General features: G+C 57.2%; 12 protein-coding genes. 6 read left to right on the forward strand and 6 right to left on the reverse strand.

Translation table 11 applies throughout. The features are described 5' to 3' along the window. Window positions 1-3: 3 nt before the first annotated feature. The gene (locus ABHV46_RS06055) at window positions 4-2,388 is read right to left on the reverse strand and encodes a TonB-dependent receptor (RefSeq protein WP_438383658.1); all 2,385 of its coding nucleotides are present in this window, start codon (window positions 2,386-2,388) and stop codon (window positions 4-6) included. Between the two features lie 305 nt (window positions 2,389-2,693). Between ABHV46_RS06055 and ABHV46_RS06060 the strand changes: the two genes are divergently transcribed. The 6 genes from ABHV46_RS06060 (at window position 2,694) to ABHV46_RS06085 (ending at window position 11,765) form a co-directional block, all read left to right on the forward strand. Next, a complete protein-coding gene (locus ABHV46_RS06060; protein ID WP_438383661.1) occupies window positions 2,694-3,632 on the forward strand; it encodes an XdhC family protein in 939 nt (312 codons plus the stop codon). Next, window positions 3,629-4,231, forward strand: coding sequence for a nucleotidyltransferase family protein (locus ABHV46_RS06065; RefSeq protein ID WP_438383664.1), 603 nt, complete (start codon window positions 3,629-3,631; stop codon window positions 4,229-4,231). The genes ABHV46_RS06060 and ABHV46_RS06065 overlap by 4 nt, the downstream gene beginning before the upstream one ends. Window positions 4,232-4,538: 307 nt before the next feature. Continuing rightward, a complete protein-coding gene (locus ABHV46_RS06070; protein ID WP_438383666.1) occupies window positions 4,539-5,888 on the forward strand; it encodes an MFS transporter in 1,350 nt (449 codons plus the stop codon). Between the two features lie 243 nt (window positions 5,889-6,131). Beyond that, on the forward strand, window positions 6,132-8,390 hold the full coding sequence (locus tag ABHV46_RS06075; protein WP_438383668.1) for a TonB-dependent siderophore receptor: 2,259 nt from the start codon (window positions 6,132-6,134) through the stop codon (window positions 8,388-8,390). After that, on the forward strand, window positions 8,390-9,142 hold the full coding sequence (locus tag ABHV46_RS06080; protein WP_438383669.1) for a hypothetical protein: 753 nt from the start codon (window positions 8,390-8,392) through the stop codon (window positions 9,140-9,142). Before ABHV46_RS06075 ends, ABHV46_RS06080 begins: the two co-directional genes overlap by 1 nt. Window positions 9,143-9,476: 334 nt before the next feature. Then, a complete protein-coding gene (locus ABHV46_RS06085; RefSeq protein WP_438383671.1) occupies window positions 9,477-11,765 on the forward strand; it encodes a TonB-dependent receptor in 2,289 nt (762 codons plus the stop codon). Here the strand turns inward: ABHV46_RS06085 and ABHV46_RS06090 are convergent. The 5 genes from ABHV46_RS06090 to ABHV46_RS06110 all read right to left on the reverse strand — a co-directional run bounded on the left by ABHV46_RS06090 (window position 11,755) and on the right by ABHV46_RS06110 (window position 19,061). Continuing rightward, the gene (locus tag ABHV46_RS06090; RefSeq protein WP_438383675.1) at window positions 11,755-13,146 is read right to left on the reverse strand and encodes a sensor histidine kinase; all 1,392 of its coding nucleotides are present in this window, start codon (window positions 13,144-13,146) and stop codon (window positions 11,755-11,757) included. The two genes, ABHV46_RS06085 and ABHV46_RS06090, sit on opposite strands and share 11 nt — an antisense overlap. Then, window positions 13,139-13,861, reverse strand: coding sequence for a response regulator transcription factor (locus ABHV46_RS06095; protein WP_438383678.1), 723 nt, complete (start codon window positions 13,859-13,861; stop codon window positions 13,139-13,141). The genes ABHV46_RS06090 and ABHV46_RS06095 overlap by 8 nt, the downstream gene beginning before the upstream one ends. Window positions 13,862-14,016: 155 nt before the next feature. Beyond that, window positions 14,017-14,850 carry an SDR family oxidoreductase gene (locus tag ABHV46_RS06100; protein WP_438383680.1) on the reverse strand — a complete coding sequence of 278 codons (834 nt, stop codon included), beginning with the start codon at window positions 14,848-14,850 and terminating at the stop codon, window positions 14,017-14,019. Window positions 14,851-15,024: 174 nt separating this feature from the next. Continuing rightward, on the reverse strand, window positions 15,025-16,308 hold the full coding sequence (locus ABHV46_RS06105) for a methyl-accepting chemotaxis protein (RefSeq protein WP_438383682.1): 1,284 nt from the start codon (window positions 16,306-16,308) through the stop codon (window positions 15,025-15,027). Between the two features lie 971 nt (window positions 16,309-17,279). Then, entirely contained in the window at window positions 17,280-19,061 is a 1,782-nt protein-coding gene (locus ABHV46_RS06110; RefSeq protein ID WP_438383684.1) for a methyl-accepting chemotaxis protein, read from the reverse strand. Window positions 19,062-19,702 lie beyond the last annotated feature (641 nt).

The following is a 19,702-nucleotide window of genomic DNA, read 5'->3' on the forward strand; positions in this document are numbered from 1 at the left end:
CGGTCAGAAATCATACCCGATCTGGAAGCGATAACTGGCGGGCATTCCGTAGATCTGCTGGAAATCGCTCACGCCATCTGTCTGGCCCACCGTGCGATAATGCACGTTCGTCACGTTGAACCCCATAAGCGCCAGATTCCAGTGCTGCTTGTGGGAGAGCAGATCGAGACGCACATCCAGCAGGCCGTAACCCGGAATATTATTGATCCAGGCTCCGACGCCGCGTGTGGCATTGAGCGTGGTGCGGAAGCTGTAATTCATCTGCACCCCGGCGGTGTAAGCCCCGTTGAACATCTCATGCTCATAACGGGCAGACGGCGTCAGGCTCCAGCGCGGGGCGTACGGCAGACGCTGCCCCTGCCAGGCGATCAGATTACCCGCGTAGTCGAGCTGATATTGCGAGGATTTGACGATTTTTGCATCGTTATACGCCGCACCGAGATTGAACGTGAGAGTCGGCACAGGCTTCCAGACAATGTTGCCCTCGAGGCCCTGATTCACCGCCGTGCCGATATTCGTAAGCGTCGACGTAATGGTCTTGCTTACCGCCGAATATTCCGTTGTGAAGTTCTGATAATTGTAAGTGCGATAGTAGAAAGCCGCACCGTCGACGATCAGCTTTCGGTCGCGTGTCTGGGCCTTGAACCCGGCCTCGACCGCCCAGACCTGCTCTTCGCGATAGGGGTCGATCTGCGCCGTGCTAGCAATGGGGAAGCCACCATAAAAGCCGCCCGATTTATACCCGCGCGCCACAGAGGCATAGACCATGTTCAGCGGGTCGAACTGATACCGCAGCACGGCTTTACCGGTCACATGATCTTTCAGCTGATACTGACGCGTGACGTCAGATGAGACATAATAACCGGGCGATTGCTGGAAGGCACCGTTATAAGTCTTGTATTCCCAGGTGCTGCGCGCGCCGAAATCGAGCGAGAGCTTGGGCATGATATGATAGGTGATCTGCCCGTAACCGCTATAGGATTGCGTCTTTTGCGTATAGCTCAGAATGCCTTCATTCGCGGCACCCGAAAGGCCGGTATAAAGCGTCTGAAGCGCGTTATCGAAAAGCTGGAACTGCTTGTTTTCCTCAAGATCCTCATAAGACACATCGACACCCAGCAGCCAGTCCAGACGCTTGGGCTTGCCTGAGCTGAGGCGCAGATTTTCCTGTGCCATGCGCATGGGCGTATGCTCGAGCTGGGTGGCATAGACCGGACCGGTGGCGGCGTAGTTGTAGTTGAGCCCATAATCGAAATAATCGAGCGAGGTGATGGAGGTTAGCTCCATTCCACCCAGATCGCCGACGGCGCTGAACTGGGCGCCACCCGCTTTATTGTCGAGCTGGTTGGTCGGCGCAGAAAGCACTTTCGTGCCATCCTGCGTCTGGCGCGAGGCGGCCTGGCTCGCATCGCCGAAAGCCTGCGGCAATGTGAGACAGTTCTGCTGATCGGCATAGCCTGCGATCATGGCAGAGCAGAAGCCGCCTGTCGTGTTATAAACACCCAACGCCGTTGCCAGAGCGAGCTGTGACTTGTCACGGCTGCCATGCAGATCGAAATTCAGCGTCCAGTTATCGAGCTTTGCCGCGACTTCCAGGCGCACCGCGTCACGGTTCTTGCGGCCCCATTTTGCGCCATTCTGAAGCGAGGTCTGCCAGCCGCTCCAGCCATGATCCGAGGTCTCGGCGATACGGAAAGCGAGATTGCGCGTGATCGGTGCGCCATAGGCAGCATTGATATGGCCATCGCCCCAGCGACCGTAAGACACGGCAACCGACCCGCTCGCCTTGTCGAAATTCGGCTTGTTGGTAAGCACACGCACGGCACCGCCGATGGTGTTGCGTCCGTAGAGCCCGCTTTGCGGCCCCTTCAGCACTTCGACACGGGAAATATCGAATAGGCTGCCCGTGCCCATGACCGTGCTTGGCTGATAAGCATCATTCAGAAAAATAGGGGCGGCGGGCGTGGAGTTGGGATTGAAGTCGGCAAGGCTGACGCCGCGAATGACCCAGGTCGGCATGGCGCCGCCATAAAAATCGAGATTCTGAGCGTTCGTCGTATATTTGATGAGATCAGGCAGAGCCTGCACGCCAAGGCGGTTTAGTTCTTTGCCCGTGAAAATCTGGACAGTTTCAGGGGTCTGCTGTGCCGTCTCCTTGCGACGGCGCGAGGTAACCATGACCTCTTCAACGCCGTTGCCCTGCGCCACAGACGACTTGACTGGAGAGAGCTTTACCGGCTTTTTATTTGTTACGATATCGGAACGTTTATGCTGCATCTCTGCTTTCGTCGCGCTCTGGGCATTTGCCGTCACAGGCAGAATGCAGAGCGAGCATGACAGCCAGAAGCGCAGTGACAGCGCGCCACGCTTGCGTGCTGGGCGACGCAATCCTGCCGCCACACAGGGCCCGAAAGACTCCGGTTCGGTATCGAAACGAATAGACGTGCGATATCGGCTCTGCTCATGGCGACACATTGACGGCCTCAAATTGTTCGGGTGCGTGTTTGCGTGGGGAATTTTCAAATCGATCCGAATACGAAACATCAGATCATGAGCGGAAAATCCGGTCAACAATTTTCTTGAAGAAATAATGACAGTTGCAATTCTCTGTGGAAAAATCCTCACATCATGGCGGGACAACGCCCGCGCCGAAGGCTAGTCTCGCCGTCACAGCCATCGCGGAACGGGAAACCATGCACGACCGGACCAGAGTGACGACCGCCCCGATCAGGGCCGTCTGCGCCCTACCCAGCGACCATCCTGACGACGTTGTACGCTTTCTCGTTTCAAGTCATCAGGCAGGCCACGGCTGCGTTCTGGCGCTTCTGACCGATATCGTCGAGGGTGCCTCGCGTCCCCTGGGCACCCTGATGGCCATACGCGATGACGGTCATTATGTCGGCATGGTGTCTGGCGGCTGCGTCGAAGCCAGTGTCGTCAGTGAAGCCTGCCTTGCCATGGCAGAGGGGCATGATCGCATCTGCCGCTATGGCAAGGGATCTCCCTGGTTCGATATTGTCCTGCCATGCCGTGGCGGCATTGGGCTGCACCTGCACGTCATCCGTGACTCAATCGCCCTGACCGGGTTTCTGGAGCTGCGTGCGTCAAGAAGAACAGTCCTGCTACATTACGACAGTGCAAACGAGACTTTGAACATAGAAAAGGGCGATGCCCTCGTCGGATGGCAGGGTTCTCGCTTCACAGCCAGATTTTTCCCGGATCCGCAAATACTGCTTTTCGGCGAGGGTCTTGAGAGCCATTTTCTGACCGCGCTGGCCGCCGCTGCCGGGCTGACCCTGATGAGGGGCGACCTGTCTTCCGTGGCGCAGTATGCGCAAGACTGTGAGACGGCGCTCGTCTTGCTGCACCACGATCTCGACAGGGAATTACCGATACTGCAAGCCGCGCTGCAAACGAAAGCCTTCTTCATCGGCTGTCTGGGGAGCCACAAGACACAAGCGCGTCGCCTCGCCGCCCTGCGTCAGGCAGGCCATGATGCCGCGGCTCTGGAGCGGATCCGTGGTCCGATCGGACTGTTCGGCCCATCGCGTGAAGCCCGCTCCTTGGCCGTTTCGGTTCTGGCCGAGTTGTTTGCCCTCATCGAGGCCCGCAGGGCGAAGCAGATGCCATGAGCACGCAGTCCTGTATCCTGCTCGTCCTCGGCGCCGGTCTGAGTCGTCGCTTCGGCGAGGATGACAAGCTCGAAGCAATGCTCGATGACCGGCCTCTCGCGCAGCATGTTTTACAGATTGTGACCACGCTCCCCTGGCAGCAGAAACGCGTTGTCTCTCGCCTCGGAGGGAGGACCTGGCATGCGGCATATGATCAATCGGGATTTCAGCGCTTGATCAACCCGGAACCGGAACGTGGATTAGGCTCATCACTCGCATTGGGAATCAAAGGGCTTGAACCGCAAGCCCGGGTTCTGATCTGCCTCGCCGATATGCCTTTCATCACGCCCGCCCATCTATTGCGGCTATGCGCCGCCAGCGAAGCGGAACCGCATCTGGCTTTCGCAACATCTTCGCCCTCATACCGGGGACCGCCCGCCGTTTTCCCCATGGAGAGTCTTCTAAAGCTATCACCCGAGGGAGACATGGGCGCTCGCTCTTTGATCCGCACGGCACAGCTTTTGTCCTGCCCTACTCACGAAACCACCGATATCGATGACGCCGCAAGCCTTGATGCCATCACGCAAGCCAGCCCTCCATCCGACTTTCCCGGCACCTGACGATCTTCCAGCGAACCCTATCGAACAGCACTAAACGGCGACCGCTCAACCGGAATCGACCTTGTCTCATGCGCGACAGCTCTGCAACGTCACATGAGATTGAACGGTCTGCAAACTGCACGAAGAGCCCCCCGATCCTTCGGCACCGTTCGAAAGTGCCGCAGCTTGCAGCATGGCATCCCGTTCGGCGGAAAATCTGAACATTTGCATCGAAATCGAAACGACCATAGCGTTGCAGATCCTCGCCCCTGGCGCTGTACTTCCGAAGACTGGAATGCGCCTTACAACGTAGCGAAAGCGTCTTTTCATGCATCCTTCCGAGCCGTCACGGCAGAAAGCCCATCCGGCCGGACTCTATTTCATCGCGGCTGCGCAGGGTGCGTGGTATTTCTCCCGCTACAGTACCCAGGCCATACTGGTGCTCTATCTCGCGCATGTGGTCTATGCGGCGCCGAGTAACACCGCCTTTCCCGGTGTCGGTGCCCTGCGCCACCTCCTTTCCTGGGAGGCACAGACCAGTAATGCGCAAGCTCTGGCCTCCACCACGATCGGCCTGCTCGCCCTGTGCATGATCCCGACCCAGATTATCGGCGGCTTTCTATCCGACCGGTTTATGGGGCGACGACGCGGCGCCCTGGCCGGACTGGTCTTTCTGACATTGGCGCCCCTGTTCTGGGCCTTCGATACGAGCTTCATTCTGGCACTACCGTGCTTCGTGATTGGCCTATCCCTGGCGGTCAATCTGTTTGCTCAGGTGGGTGACCTCTACGGCGATACGGACCCGCGCCGCGCGGATGCCTATCAGCTCATGTCGCTGGTACAGGAAGCTGCTGTCATTATCGGCCCGACCTTCTGCGGCTGGCTGGCCGCGCGCTATGGCTGGCACGAAGGCTTTGCAGCCGCTGGGATCGTCATGCTGGCAGGCACGCTCGCCTATTCTCTGGGCTGGCGCCATCTTCCCGCCCCTGCCGTCCGTAGCCAGCCGCGCGATTCAGGGGCTGCACCGGTGCTGTTGCTTAAGACAGGGGGGCAGATCGCGCTTCTGATACCGATACTCGCCATGATCTTCCTCTGCAACGAGCAGATTTATGACACCTATCTGATCTGGGGCGAGCAGCATTATAATCGCCACCTGTCAGGCTGGGTGTTCCCCGCAAGCTGGCTCATGTCGCTCGATGCCGGGGTCAGCTTTGTGACCCAGATCATGGCCATCGCGTTCTGGCGCTATTACACGCGCCATCGTGGCGCCCCCAGCGAATGGGGGCAGATCACGAGCTTCGGTGTTCTGGGCGCCCTAGCGCCCCTCGTTCTGGTCTATGCGTCGGCTTGGAGCGCCGACCCGAGCCAGATCAGCATGGTCTGGGGTCTGGTTTTTCATTTCATCAACGATCTGGCCATGGCAACCATCATGCCCATCAGCCTTGCCTTGTTCATCAGACTGGCCCCCGACAATGCCAAAAGCATGGCGGCAGCAGCCTATGCTCTGGTGGGTCGTCTGGCCGATATCATGGCAGGCCAGATCGGGCAGAACCTGCCACTCTGGGGCTCGATCCGTTTCTGGCTGCTGCACACCGGCATTATCTTTATCGGCGTCGTTCTGCTCCTGGTCGCGAAACGGCTCTACACACAAGAAAGTACACACCCCTCCCAAGTATAGAGCATCAAGTGGGCATAAGAAGCGTGCAACCGTGCAGGTCGTGCCAACGCCCTCCTGCCGGAGAGCACCCTTGGGGCAAAAGCGTGCGGGACATACACGATCTTAAACTTTCCCAATCTCGGCACTTATTCGTGTTTATGAGAATCATTTGCATGTAGTGACACCGCAAATTGACGCATCGGCCTTGCCACACCCCTGCGCGCATGACGCGTAGAGGCCGCTACGCGTCGCATGCGGAGTGTCATGAGAAAATACTGTTTCCCCCTGCTGTGCCTGGGTGCAGCGCCGTTTGCCGCGGTCGCCGCACCACTCTCGCAAGAGTCTTCCGACGCGATAAAAGCAAGAACTGCGCAGTCATCAGCGGCTGTCCCTGCGGCCTCTGCTTCGCCGGTCGCCTCCCCGCCATTTGTGACCAAGCCAAAACAGACAGCGGATGAACTGATCACCGTCACCGGGCGCGCAACACCGCCCCCTGAAATCACCGATACGCGCTATCAGCCGACGCCCGACGCCTCGACCCTGCGCACGACCACGTCGGTTCTGAATATCCCGCAAGTGGTCAATATCGTGTCGCAGCAGGTAATCCGCGATCAGGAGCCGCGCAATCTGGACGATGCGCTGATCAATGTCAGCGGTATCACCCAGGGCAACACGCTGGCCGGGACGCAGGACACGATCATGAAGCGTGGCTTCGGTGGCAATCGCGACGGCTCGATCATGCATAACGGCATGCCGCTGGTTCAGGGGCGCGGCTTCAATGCCGCGGCGAACAGCGTGGAAGTGCTCAAGGGCCCGTCTTCCCTGCTCTACGGCATTATGGATCCGGGCGGGGTCATCAATATCGTCAGCAAGAAGCCGCGCCTTCAGGCCAAGACCATCGCCTCCGTCATGGGCTCGACCTACGGACGGGGCAAGAACGGTTTCGAAGGCATGCTCGATTCAACCGGGCCGATCGGCAAGGGCAAGCTTGCCTATCGGCTGGTGCTTGACCGTATAGCCGAAGATTACTGGCGCAGTTTCGGCATGCATCAGGAGACACTCATTGCGCCATCGCTGGCGTGGCTCGGCAAAAAGACGCAGATCACAGCCTGGTATGAATTTCGCGATTTTCTCTATCCTTTTGATCGCGGCACCGCGCTCGATCCGCGCACCGGGCGCCCGCTCGCCATTCCGGCAACGCGCCGTCTGGACGAGAACTTCAATCGCATGACCGGTCAAAGCCATCTGGGCCAGGTGTCGCTCGATCACCGCTTCGGCGCCGGTTGGTCGGCCCATGTCAATTTCAGCTATAATCAGGAAACCTATGACGCCAACCAGTTGCGCGTTACGGGTGTCAACGTCACCAAAGGCACGCTGAGCCGCAGCAATGATGCCACCCATGGCGCGTTCAGCTCCGACACTTACGGCACCGCCTATCTCGATGGCCCGATCAGGATCGGTAATTTCAAACAGACGATCCAGATCGGCATGGATGGCGAATACAGGCTGATTTACCGCAAGGATCTGCTGCGCCAGTCGAGCAGATATACGTTCAGCTATCTCAAGCCGGTTTACGGGCTCGAAAACCCTTCCTCCACCGTTTCGGCAAGCGATAGCGACCAGACCGATAACCTGCACGATTACTCAGGCTTCCTGCGCGATACGTTCAAACTTGGTGAGCGCTGGGTCATGGTCGGCGGTGTACGCTATCTCAGCTATCGTCAGATTGCCGGGCGCGGGCGCCCCTTCAAGGCCAATACCGATATCGGCGACGGTGCCTTTCTGCCTCAGGCGGGGCTGGTCTATCGCCTTGCGCCTGCGTGGTCGCTCTATGCCAGCTATACGCAGTCGCTCAAGCCGGCCTCGACCATCGCGCCGCTTTCGAGCGGGCTCGTGCTGAGTTCGGGCTTTCAGCCAGAGAAGGGCCGCTCTTACGAATTCGGTGCCAAAATGGCGCTGCATGACCGTCTGACCGGCACACTTGCCTTCTACGACATCCACAAACGCAACGTGCTCGTTTCTCAATACAACACAACGACCAACCAGACCGACTACCGTACTGCGGGTGCGGCGCGCTCGCGCGGCATCGAACTCGATCTGGCTGGTCGGGTGACGAAGCGCCTGAGCATGATCGGCAGCTATGCCTATCTCGACGGCGCCACAACCAAGGACCCGCTTTATGCCGGCAAGCAGCTCTGGAATGCTGCTCGTCATACAGCCTCTCTCGGCCTGGCCTATGATATCGGCTCGGTTTTTGGTAACGACAAGCTGCGTTTTGGCGGCGATGCGCATTATGTCGGGCGCCGAGCGGGCGACTCAGCCAACAGCTTCTTCCTGCCCGATTATGTCACCGGTGATCTGTTTGCCACCTATGACAGGGTGATTGCGCGGCACTCGGTGAATTTCCAGTTCAACATCAAGAATATCTCCAATGCCGTCTATTATCCGTCAGGCGTGAACAGCTATTTCGTCTCTCTCGGCGAAGCACGACGCTTCTCCCTGCGCACCATGGTGGCCTTCTGATGAAAAACCGGGCTCTTCTTTCCCCCCTCGCCTGCTGCCTGATCGCGCTTGCCGTGCTCCCGGCACCGCCCGCCTGTGCCGAGACGACGCAGAGTGTCGCCTATCTCTGCAAGACAGAGGGGCCGAACCGCGCCATCGACGATGCGGCCATGGCCCATATCGCCAGTCTTGGCTTTACGGTCCATGCCATGGGTGAAGCGACATCCCCCGACGAGGTGAAGGACGATCTGGTCATTCTGTCCTCTACCGTTTCGGGCAAGAATGTCAGCCCGGCATGGCGGCAATCCGGCAAGCCCCTCCTGACATGGGAGAATGACAGCCTCGACGACCTTGCCATGACAGGCAAGCGCCACGACACCGATTTCGGTGAGGCCGAAAAGGAACGCTATCTCTGGCTGGTCAATGCCCCTCATGCGATGAGCGGCGGACTTAAAGCCGGACTTGTCAACGTCTATACCCGCCAGAGCCCCATGAGCTGGGGCAAGCCCGGCCTCGGTGCGACGCTGATCGCAACCATCTATGGCCAGCCGGAAAAAGCGGCCATTTTCGGTTACGAAAAAGGGGCGACGATGGATTACGAGACGCTCGCCCCGGCGAGGCGGGTGATGCTTTTCTTGAATAACGCGACCTTCACCCTGCTCTCCCCACAGGGATTATGCCTGTTCGATTCAGCCCTTTTCTGGACAGGCAACCGACCGGATCGCGCGCCATCCTGTGTCTCCACAGCGCCGAACAAGAGCGCCCGTCGCTAGACAGAGACCGAGAGAAGATCGGCTCGGACACGCTCCTGCCTCGACAGCCCGGTTTCGAGTTCACGCGACCGGGCCTTTCTCTGTGGCACATGCCGGGAACTTCTGTGGCGCAGAATCCAGCTCTCCACTGGTGACAGCCCTGAGCCATGGCATGTGTTGCTCATGGACATGGACGACCCTAGCGTCAAAAGCTTTGCACGATCGGGGAAGATTGGCCAAAAATCTGTCTCTCAGGACAGTTTAAATTAAGCTTTCCCAATCTTACCCCTATTCGTTTGCCCGGAAAGAAAAAGACACATAGCAACTGCGACGCGTTCTCACTTCGAAGGTTGCCATGTCGTTTCTCTCCAATCCCCTCTCCCTCACGGTGCGCTCTTTTGGCGCGCTTTGCCTGATCGGTACGGCGCTCTCCACGCCTGCTCTCGCGGCTACAGCTGAGATCGACACAAAAGCAAAACAACCGGCCACGCAACCGACGAAGAAAACCTCGGGAACAGAGCAAAAAGCGCAGGCAGCCAATTATGCTACTGGCAAGGAAAAGGCCGGGCACGAAGATCTGACGGTCATCGGCAAATCGCACCCCCTTCTCACCGGGCTGTCACCGAACCGCAAATTCACCGCCTCTCTTCTCGACACGCCCCGCTCCGTCTCGGTGGTGACGAAAGAGCAGATGAAGCTGGTCAATGCGACCTCGTTCGAAGACGCCATGCGTACCGTGCCCGGTGTCAGCTTTCGCGGCGGTGATGCCTATGCCATTCCGGGCGGCAATTATCCCGTCATTCGCGGCTTCGGCTCCTACAGCAATATGTTCATCGACGGGCTTCGCGATAGCGGTGTGAGCCAGCGCGAAGTCTTCGACGTCGAAGAGATGGAAGTGCTCAAGGGGCCGGGCTCGGTCTATGGCGGTCGCGGCGGCCTTGGTGGGCAGATCAACATCACCAGCAAGAAAGCCCAGCTCGGCAATCTGACATCCGGCCAGATCGGTTTCGGCACTGCCGCCTACAAGCGCGGCACGATCGATATCAACCGCCAGATCGGCTCGTCGACGGCGTTTCGCCTCAACGCGATGGGCGCGGATGGTGACACCGCGGGCCGTGCGCCGATTGGGGGCCACAAATGGGGGGTCTCCCCCTCACTGGCTTTCGGTCTGGGCACGAAGACGCGTCTGACGCTTGGCTATTACCATCTCTATTCTTTCGATATGCCCGATTATTCGGCGCCCTACAGCAAGGTCACGCATGAGCCGCTGAAAATTCCCCGCAGCACTGTGCTCGGCCTGGAAGACCGCGATTTCGAGCGCAGCACCACCGATCTCGGCCAGATCATTCTTGAGCGCGACCTGTTCAAGGACTTCATGTTCAGGAACACGCTGCAATGGACCAGCACGCAATACGACTATATCGCCACCAATCCCCAATGGCAGAGTACGGCCGTCAACAATCAGACCATCCTGCTCGAAGCCAAATCGGGCAAGTTCCATACGGATAATTTCCAGGAACAGGCGATGGTCTCGGGGACGTTCAACACGGGGCCGATCCATCACGCGATCAATACAGGCATCGAAGTCTCACGCGAGCGCCTGACACGCAACGAATATTACGTGGTCGATTCAGGGGGCCATAATCTGCGTAATGGCGGTCCCTGCACCGTTGCCTATAACTGCATCTCGGCCACCAATCTCGGCAGCTGGAGCGCCCATAACCCCTGGCTTGGCTCCTATACGCTGGGGGAGCCGGGTATTGCGCCGCTCAATACCAATGTCACCACAGGCTCGGCCTATGCGTTCGACACGATGAGCATGTTGCGCGATCATCTGCTAATCAATGGCGGCGTGCGTTTTGACCGCTTCATGACCTCTGCAGTTCAGGGCAATGTCGGGCTTAGCAACAACCAGAGCTTCATCAATTACCAGGCGGGCGCAGTCTATAAGCCGATCAAGCCCGTCAGCCTCTATTTCTCCTACGCCACCGCGTCCAATCCGGTCGGCGTCGATGCCGGCGCGGATGGACAGATCGCGCTCTCGGCCGCGAATACAAAACTCAACCCTCAGAACGGCAAGAATATCGAAGTCGGTGCCAAGGCCGATCTGTTCAACGGACGCTTTTCCATCACTGGCTCACTTTTCGACGGCAAGATGACCAATGCCCAGGTGTCGGACGGCTATGGCAACCAGATCAATGCTGGAACGCAGCGCGTTCGTGGGGCGGAAATCAACGTTGCAGGTAGCATCACGCCGAAATGGGAGATGTTCGGCGGCTGGACCTATCTCGACAGCACCGTCATCAATGGCGGTCCGACCAAGGCCAATGTCGGCAAGCGCTTTCCCTATACGCCGGGCAACTCGATCGCGCTGTGGAGCACCTACAAAATCCTGCCGCGCGTCAAGGCAGGTGGCGGCCTGACCTATATGAGCAAGCGCTACACGAACGTGAACAACCAGACCTGGGTGCCTGGCTATGTCCGGCTCGACATGGTGGCGGATTATCAGATCACGCGTACGCTCGATTTGCAGGCCAATCTGCAGAACCTGACCAATAAACGCTATTACGACCGTGTCTATGTAAATTATTCGCGTATCGCAGCCGGTCGCGCCGTGACCTTCCAGCTTACCCTCAAGATGTAACGCCCAAAGGCAGACGAAGCACACAACGCAGTCCGGGCGCATTATCGCCCAGCTCGATCCTCCCGTGATGGAGCTGGGCAACGGCACGCACGAGGCTCAGGCCAATCCCGGTGCCGGGCAAATGCCGACTGCTATCGAGGCGCAGCATCTTTTCGAAGACGCGCTCACGATCGTCCGGCGCAATGCCCGACCCCGTGTCATCGACGAAAATCACAGCCTCACCGCCTTCATGCACAGATGAAAGCGTAATGCTCGCACCCTCAGGGGCGTGAAGCATGGCGTTTTCCAGCAGGTTGGAGACCATCTGCGTCAGTAGCACCCTGTTACCCTGCACGACCAATGGTCGACCGGCGGCCACATGGCGCCAGATCTGACCGTTCTGCTCTATCGTCGGGCCATAGAGCGCGGCGAGCATGTACAGAACCTGCTCCAGATCGACCGGCTGAACATCCGGGATCTGCCGGTAGGCTTCAAGCTGCGCCAGTTTGAGCAGCGAGGCGAAAATCTCCAGAGCCTCATTGAGGCTGGCGCGAGCCTGATCGAGTCCTGCCGCGGCTTCCGGCGCTGTTACCGCTGCCTGCGCCACGTCGAGATGGCGCCCCAGATGCGCCAGAGGGCGGCGCATGTCATGAGCGATATCGTCCGTCACCTGCCTGACGCGCGCCAGAAGCACCTCGTTGCGGTCAAGCATCGCATTGAGGCTTGAGGACAGGTGATTGAATTCGTCATCCATCTCAGTCAGCGGAAGCCGACGCGAAAGATCGCCCTGCATGATCTCGCGGGCGGTATGGCTGATCAGGTCGATCCGTCGCAGCAATAACCGGCTCATCGCGAAACCGCCCGCCACGCCGATGATGAGAAACCCGGTGGCACACCAGAGCAGCGTCATGAAAAAACCGTGGCGCAGGGTCTGGAGCGGTGTCCCGCCCATACCAACGAACAGATAGCCGCCATCATCAAGCACGGTGCCGTAGCCAAGCACAGGGCGGTAATCGGGAGGCGAAGTGCGATGGGTCCAGGAGAGCATACGCCACCCCGGGCGTGGCCGCAGATGGAACATGTTGCCCACCACCACAGCCTGTTTCGCATCCTGCAAAAGGTAATAGAACCCGGGCTCGCTCTGCACGAATTCGCGCATCACTGGCGCCAGATGCGGCACATCCTGATGTTTGGCGTCGGCCAGCGCCTCATTGCGCTCGTTCATGACCGTCTCACGCATCTGCCGCTCGAGCTGGCTGATACCGCGCGTCCCCGACCAGATGACTCCGGCCAGTCCACAAATCACGAGGCACCCGGCGAAGGAGGCGATGATACGAAAGGATGAGCTTTTAAGAACCGAAAGCGGCCTTTGCGCCGGTTCGGCCTGTCGGGGTTCAGCCATGACTGCGCAGAACATAGCCCTGCCCCTTGACCGTATGGAGCAGCGCAGGCGCGTCGCGCCCCAAACGTTCACGCAGTCGACTGATATGGGTCTCTACGAGATTGGTGTGTACCGGAAAATCGATTCCCCACACCTGCTGCAACAGCATGGCACGGGAAATGATGATCAGCGGATACCGCATGAAGTACTCCAGAAGCCGCAATTCCTGTGACTGGATGTAGAGCTTCACACCGCGACGGAAGACCTCGCGCCTGACAAGATCCAGCTCAAGATCGGCAAAAACGAGCCTGGCCGTATTGAGCGGCTGTTCCGCCCGACGCAGCAGGGTCTCGATGCGCGCTTTGAGTTCGGGCAAGGCGAAGGGCTTGACCAGATAGTCATCGGCACCGCTGCGCAGCCCCTCAACCCTGTCTCTCACACCATCCATGGTGGTGAGAAACAGAATCGGACAATCGATCCCCGAGAGCCTGATCTCTTTCAGAATGGAAAGACCGTCAATTCCGGGTAGGCGTCGATCGAGAACAATGCAATCCCACCCGCCCTCAAGCGCCAGCGCCTTGCCTGCAAGCCCCTCTTCAGCACAGGTTACCTGCAACCCCCAGCCTGCCATCGCCTCGCTTGCATAGGCACTGAGTGCCCGGTCGTCCTCTGCAAAGAGGACACGCCTCGCAGAAAGGGCGCTTTCGGCGGTCGGTGCAGAGGGGGGCTGTGACAATGCTTCACTCTCTCGATAGCGACACGCCACCAGTCTGAAACACAACTCCATGAAGGCGGCGGCGCTATCCTACCGCCTATTCGAGCCCCACACCTAGCGGTCATGACGGGCAGCGATGAAGTGTTACCTCGCCGTTACCCTCCTTCGCCTCGGGATCAGCCGGGAGATGGCAGCTTGCCCGCGCGCATCGCAGCGATGACCCCGCCATCGATCAGGAGGTCGCTGCCAGTAATGAACCCCGCATCCGGCCCCAGAAGAAAGCTGGCTGCTACGGCGATTTCATCCGGTGGCGCCATGCGCCCCGAGGGAGACGCAGCGACCATGGCGCGATAGATATCGCCAGTGGGCGAGGCGAGTTCATGCGCCGCCAAAGGTGTCACAATAATACCCGGACTGATGGCATTCACACGTGCACCGCGCGCGCCCCATTGAACCGCCTCTGCCTGCACGCGCAGAATGTTGGCTCGCTTGGAAACCATATAGGCCATCATCGGATCGGCAATAGCGGCTTTCTGCAGACAGGGAAGCGCAAGCAACGCGTCTGCCGGCGACATGGCGAGTTGACGCTCATCCTCTTCCGGCAAGGGCCTCATCATGTGACCGGCCATGCTCGAGACAATAAGACCCGAGCCGCCCCATGCAATGACATGGCGAAAAATCTCGAACACGACCGCCGAGCCATACAGATCGATCTCAAGAATCGTCTCGACCGAGGCCATATTGGGAGACACACCGGCCGTATTGATCAATTGCAGGACCGGCCCAAGAGCAGAAGCCGCCTCGGCGAGAGCATGAACCGAGGCGCGCGACCCGACATCGACATGGCGCGTCTCGACCCTATAGCTGGCCGCTCGAAGGGTTTCCGCAGCGGCGTCCAGCGTCTGCTGGTTGTGATCAGCAAGAAGAACGGTCTTGCCGATCCCCTGACGTCGCGCAATGGCCTGACCAATACCCCCGGCGCCGATCACGACGATTACTTCTCTTTTCATTGCAGCGCGCTCCCCAAAATTGCGACTTCATAGGCGGATTAGGCCCGTTGCCGCATCATAGGAGGATCGATCAATCACCATTAGAGATCGGATCGAGCTTGCACTTATATCTTTATCTCATGAATAGGGGCGATGAGGCGAAACCGTACCTAGTCCACGGTTCCCGTGCACCATTCAGTCAACTCGGCCTTCTCGATCATAGACCTTAACAAACTCGTCCAGCGACAGGATTTTAGTATCCAGCTCGTAGCAGGTCGTATTCACGTCGTCGGTCATGACCATATTATCACCAGCGACTTTGTTGATAGACGAGATCGTCCGGTTGATATCATCGATATGCTCGACCTGCTTTTTTGTGGTCGAATAAATCTTTTCTATTAGCGTATCCACAGCACCAACCTGGTTGGCTATTTTCTCTAGCCCACCCTCGACATCCCCGACCAACTGCACGCCGCGCTGCATGGAGATACTGGACTCGGCCACCAGATTGCCGATGATCTTGGCAGCATCCGAAGAGCGCACAGCTAACGAGCGTATCTCGTCTGCAACCACCCCGAAACCCTTCCCCTCCTGACCCGCGTGAGCGGCTTCAACAGCCGCATTGAAAGAGAGAAGCCTTGTCTGAAGGCTGATATCCTGGATAACACCGAGACTTTGGACCATTTCATGATAACTTGAGACAATACCAGAAATGGCTTCTACGGTATTTTTAACAACGATACGGAAGTTATTTGCGTCGTCATTCACTTCAGCGACAAGATCACGCGCTTCTTCAACGTTGCTGGCTGTATCACAAACCGCATTGTTTATTTCCTCGACACTTCCCGCGGCATGAACGATGTCTTGTGTCTGGGCCTGCGTGCGGCTGGATAAAGCAATACTACCCTCCCTGATCAGCGCTGAGACCTTGCAAACCGCTTCGACATTGGTTGATATTTCTGAAATAACGTTACGCAGATCATTCGTCATCCGCTGAGATTGCTTGGCCGCCGCCACACTCTGCAATCGCGTGGCACGCACCAGCGACAAGGTAGACGCAGCTCCGACATATCGCCCGTCGCGTGCGATCATAAAGCCCCGATAAAGATCATTTGCGTCCTTGCGCAAAAGATCCTGCGTAAAATCGGCAATTGGGAGAGTATCGGAAACGACGATCGGTGCCTGTTTTACAAGAAGCCGGACGGGACGCCCGATATAAAGCGCACGCCCGAACCGACCCGCCATGAGGCCGAAGAAAAACTGTCGATCAATCAGCCCGACGGGATGTCGGTCCTCATCCACGATCGCAATCATCATGATGTTCGCTTCACCAGTAAAAATATCATGGACGCTGGCACCAGGCTCGCTCGGCAGGAGTTGCGGAATAACCTCCACGATATCGCCCATAATTCTTGGGAGATCATTATGCGCACCCACGTCAAAATCCTGGAGAGGCGCTTCAAAGGCGACTTCTGACATAGTGGAAAAACCTTTGATTTTATGACAGTTATATTACATGAGAACGGTAAAATACGACCATTGACATCAAATATACTATGATTGCGATCTTAATGCCTCAAGCGTCCCGATGCATAACGGCATTAAATATTTGGTCATATCGGGAGGGGGGAATCTGGCTCAAGACGGACCTGGCATTGGCTTGCGGCGTCCAGACCCTGTGAGAACTTGGCATGATCTGCGGCAGCGACGATGCTGATCGCCGGCGTGAACAAGATTGCCGTTTTTCGTACCGTACGGAGCCCGCTCTTTCTTCTCTGAGACGCACCCACAGATTTTGACGTGATGAGAGCGCCCTCAGGCGCATTTCCTGCAGGCAGCCGATCCCCATCCACTATGGTGTAATAAACGGTCGCAAACCTAGATCCCAGATTCCTTTGCAAATCTATGACAGACGTCGTTCCGATTGCAGACAATATGGCGTCGAGCAGACGGCGAGATGTCGGGAAGTATCTGGGCCCCGACCGGCATCAAGGAGAAAGAAAGGGATTTTCCCCGCCCGTCGGCGACTAGGAAAAAATTGCTAAGAAAGCCGCCGAGCACCGGAAAGTCGCCTCGGCTATCTCAGCCCCACCGTTTTTGGTGGCTCCCGCCGCCTTGTGATGAGACCGAGGGTTCGCGTCGTTCAGAAAGTCCATACCCGAAGCAGGGTCTTGGTCTCGCTTCATGTCGCAAAGAGCCTCACAGATGCGTTACTCAGACCGGGGATAACGGCCAGCCACGTGCACATCTCCGCCGTGGGCTTGCCACCGCGTTTCGCCACCGGCGGAAGGAACGGCCGCACCCGTTCCCGCTCGGCGTAGGTCAGATCCGTTGGGTAGTGCTTCGTCTCTTAGGAGACCCCGACCACTCGGCCCCTCTGCCCTGGCGTCCACATCGAGAGCTTGAATCACGCCCCAACCAGGCCGCCAAGCACATCCTCAAACCGTCTCTCAATGCTCGAGCTTGAAAAGCGCGACACGTTCTCTCAGAACCGAGGCCGCTTTGTCGAGAGAGGCGATTGCCGCGGTATTCTCTTCGACCATCGCGGCATTTTGCTGTGTCGACTTGGTCATTTCGCCCACAGCAAGATTGATTTCCTGCATCGCGGAAAACTGTCCGGTCGCTGAATGAGCAATCTCGGCAACGAGCTTATCGATTTCGGAGACCTGTTTGAGAATAATACCAAGAGCGCCACCGGCTTCTCGTACCAGCCTGACCCCATCCGAGACATAATCACTCGAACTGGAGACCATCTCTTTGACCCGGCGCGCGCCCTCAGTCGAACGCTGGGCCAACGTGCGGACTTCGGTCGCCACGACAGCAAAGCCTCTCCCAGCGTCACCAGCACGAGCAGCTTCAATTCCCGCATTGAGCGCCAAAAGATTGGTCTGAAAAGCGATTTCATCGATCAGGCCGATTACCTGGCTGATCTGGGAAAAGCTGCTTTCAATCTGACTCATAGCGTTAACGGCGTTGTGCACCATGGAACCGGATTTTTCGGCACCTGAACGGGTCTCATCTGTGACGGTCGCCGCCTTTCGGGCGCTATCTGCTGCGTCACGCAGCATGCTAACAACACGCTCGATGGCTGCCGAAGACTCTTCAATGCTCGCAGCCTGCTGCTCCGTGCGGCGCGACATGTCATTGGAAGCAACAGAGATCTCTCCGGTGCCCGAACCAATCGCCATAACACTCTGTTGTATCACAGCGAAAGTTTGGTTCAGACGTTCGAAAGAATCGTTGAAGTCGGTCTTCATAACCTGCAAGCGCTGTGGAAGCTGAGCGTCTATACGATAAACCAGATTCCCTTCCGAAGCCGCTGCCAGCCCCCTGCGTATTGCCTCGACCGCTCTGGACTCTTCCTCAAGTTCTCGCGCCACACGCTCTGCATTTTCGGCACGTTCCCGAGCGACAATCTCGCGATCCGCTGCCTGTTCTGCCTCTTGAAGCTTCGCCTTCTGCAATCCGGTTTGCATGGTGCCGAGCGCCTTGGCCATGTCGCCCACTTCGTCGCCTCGATCAACGCAAGGAATAGATCCCTCGAGTTTTCCGTCGGCAACGCCAAGCATACGGTCACGAACCAAAAGCAGAGGGTCGACGATTGTTCTCTGGCTCATGATCAGGGTCGCTACCAGAATCAGGATCTGAACGACGACCAGACCGATCACACAGTTTCGAATGGAAGCTCGTGCCGCTTCAGCCAATGTGCGCGAAGCTGCCTCGACGTGAACAATACGTTGTCCGGTAATCGCCCCAATATCGATAGCAAGATGCACACCTTCCTGGTCAGACGCCTGCATGATCGTGCGCATTCGCGCCACATCGCCCTTGGCCTGAGCAGTCAGAATCGCATTGAGCTGCTGCTCAAAGGAGTCGTAGCGACCCATCATAGGCGCAAAAGTCGCCTCGAGCCTTGGGTCGGTCCTCACTGCCTCGGCGAACAGGTCACGCGTTCCCCTGATGTCCTTTTGAAAGCGCGTAATCACCTCTCCAACAAAAGGACTTTGCGCCTGGTCGGTTATGAGATGGGTCGCAAAGAGAAGCGCGTTGAGCTTATCGGTGATACGAGCCAGCAAAATTGTGCCGCGATCATCCGTATTGATAAAGGCGCGATAACGGAAATCTGTTGCCATCTGGTTTTGCACCAGAAAAGCTGCGCCCACGAAGGTAACCAGTGTTAATGTTATCGCAACGAGTGCGATCTTTGTCTTGAAACGGAGAACACTGAACATGGAAGGGAGAGCCTTATCTCAAGGTGTCCCCAAATATTCCGGCACAAAAATTAAAAAATCCTCTCCGCACAAGCTCAAAACGGATAGTTACAAAAAATCAGCACATGACGGTCCAATTTTTATTGGGGTATACGGCATAATATATTTTCAATAAAAATAATGGTCCGTAAAATATTTTTATTGTATTTTTACAATATAACGATATTAATTCCCCGACGAATATTTTTTGTGCTTTAATTTTCTTTATTTACATCTTGCTGATAACACTTCTTGGCTTCGCAAAAGCTTCAAAAGTCTACTCTGAAGGTGCCTCGTGCGGTCGGTCAGAAATATTTCGAACCACGCGTGCCACCACATAGACCATAAGCGTAGAAGAAACGCAAAATGCAGCCACCTCGGCGCCGAGGTCACATATTGCAGGTAAAGACACAAAATCGCTGGATCCTAAACCCTGTTCTGATAGCCAATCATTTATCAACGTTAAACCATGCGAAATAACTGTTTCGGCAATCCCGAAAATCGTCAAAACGACTATTATTTTTGTTGCCATAATACCTCCCTCGATCTGGGATTCCAGAGTTCGGCCCGACCCTATGCACCAATCATTAAGAGAAAATTCCTGCCGGTGAATTCTCTCTCTC

Origin of the sequence: Asaia sp. BMEF1 (assembly GCF_051628905.1) — a bacterium.
GTDB lineage: Bacteria > Pseudomonadota > Alphaproteobacteria > Acetobacterales > Acetobacteraceae > Asaia.

Excerpts from the sequence above, each read along its gene's own strand:
- ABHV46_RS06065 (WP_438383664.1), top strand. The coding sequence starts at position 3,629 with ATGAGCACGCAGTCCTGTATCCTGCTCGTCCTCGGCGCCGGTCTGAGT.
- ABHV46_RS06085 (WP_438383671.1), top strand. The coding sequence starts at position 9,477 with ATGTCGTTTCTCTCCAATCCCCTCTCCCTCACGGTGCGCTCTTTTGGC.
- ABHV46_RS06080 (WP_438383669.1), top strand. The coding sequence starts at position 8,390 with ATGAAAAACCGGGCTCTTCTTTCCCCCCTCGCCTGCTGCCTGATCGCG.
- ABHV46_RS06110 (WP_438383684.1), bottom strand. The coding sequence starts at position 19,061 with ATGTTCAGTGTTCTCCGTTTCAAGACAAAGATCGCACTCGTTGCGATA.
- ABHV46_RS06090 (WP_438383675.1), bottom strand. The coding sequence starts at position 13,146 with ATGGCTGAACCCCGACAGGCCGAACCGGCGCAAAGGCCGCTTTCGGTT.
- ABHV46_RS06070 (WP_438383666.1), top strand. The coding sequence starts at position 4,539 with ATGCATCCTTCCGAGCCGTCACGGCAGAAAGCCCATCCGGCCGGACTC.
- ABHV46_RS06105 (WP_438383682.1), bottom strand. The coding sequence starts at position 16,308 with ATGTCAGAAGTCGCCTTTGAAGCGCCTCTCCAGGATTTTGACGTGGGT.
- ABHV46_RS06100 (WP_438383680.1), bottom strand. The coding sequence starts at position 14,850 with ATGAAAAGAGAAGTAATCGTCGTGATCGGCGCCGGGGGTATTGGTCAG.
- ABHV46_RS06075 (WP_438383668.1), top strand. The coding sequence starts at position 6,132 with ATGAGAAAATACTGTTTCCCCCTGCTGTGCCTGGGTGCAGCGCCGTTT.
- ABHV46_RS06060 (WP_438383661.1), top strand. The coding sequence starts at position 2,694 with ATGCACGACCGGACCAGAGTGACGACCGCCCCGATCAGGGCCGTCTGC.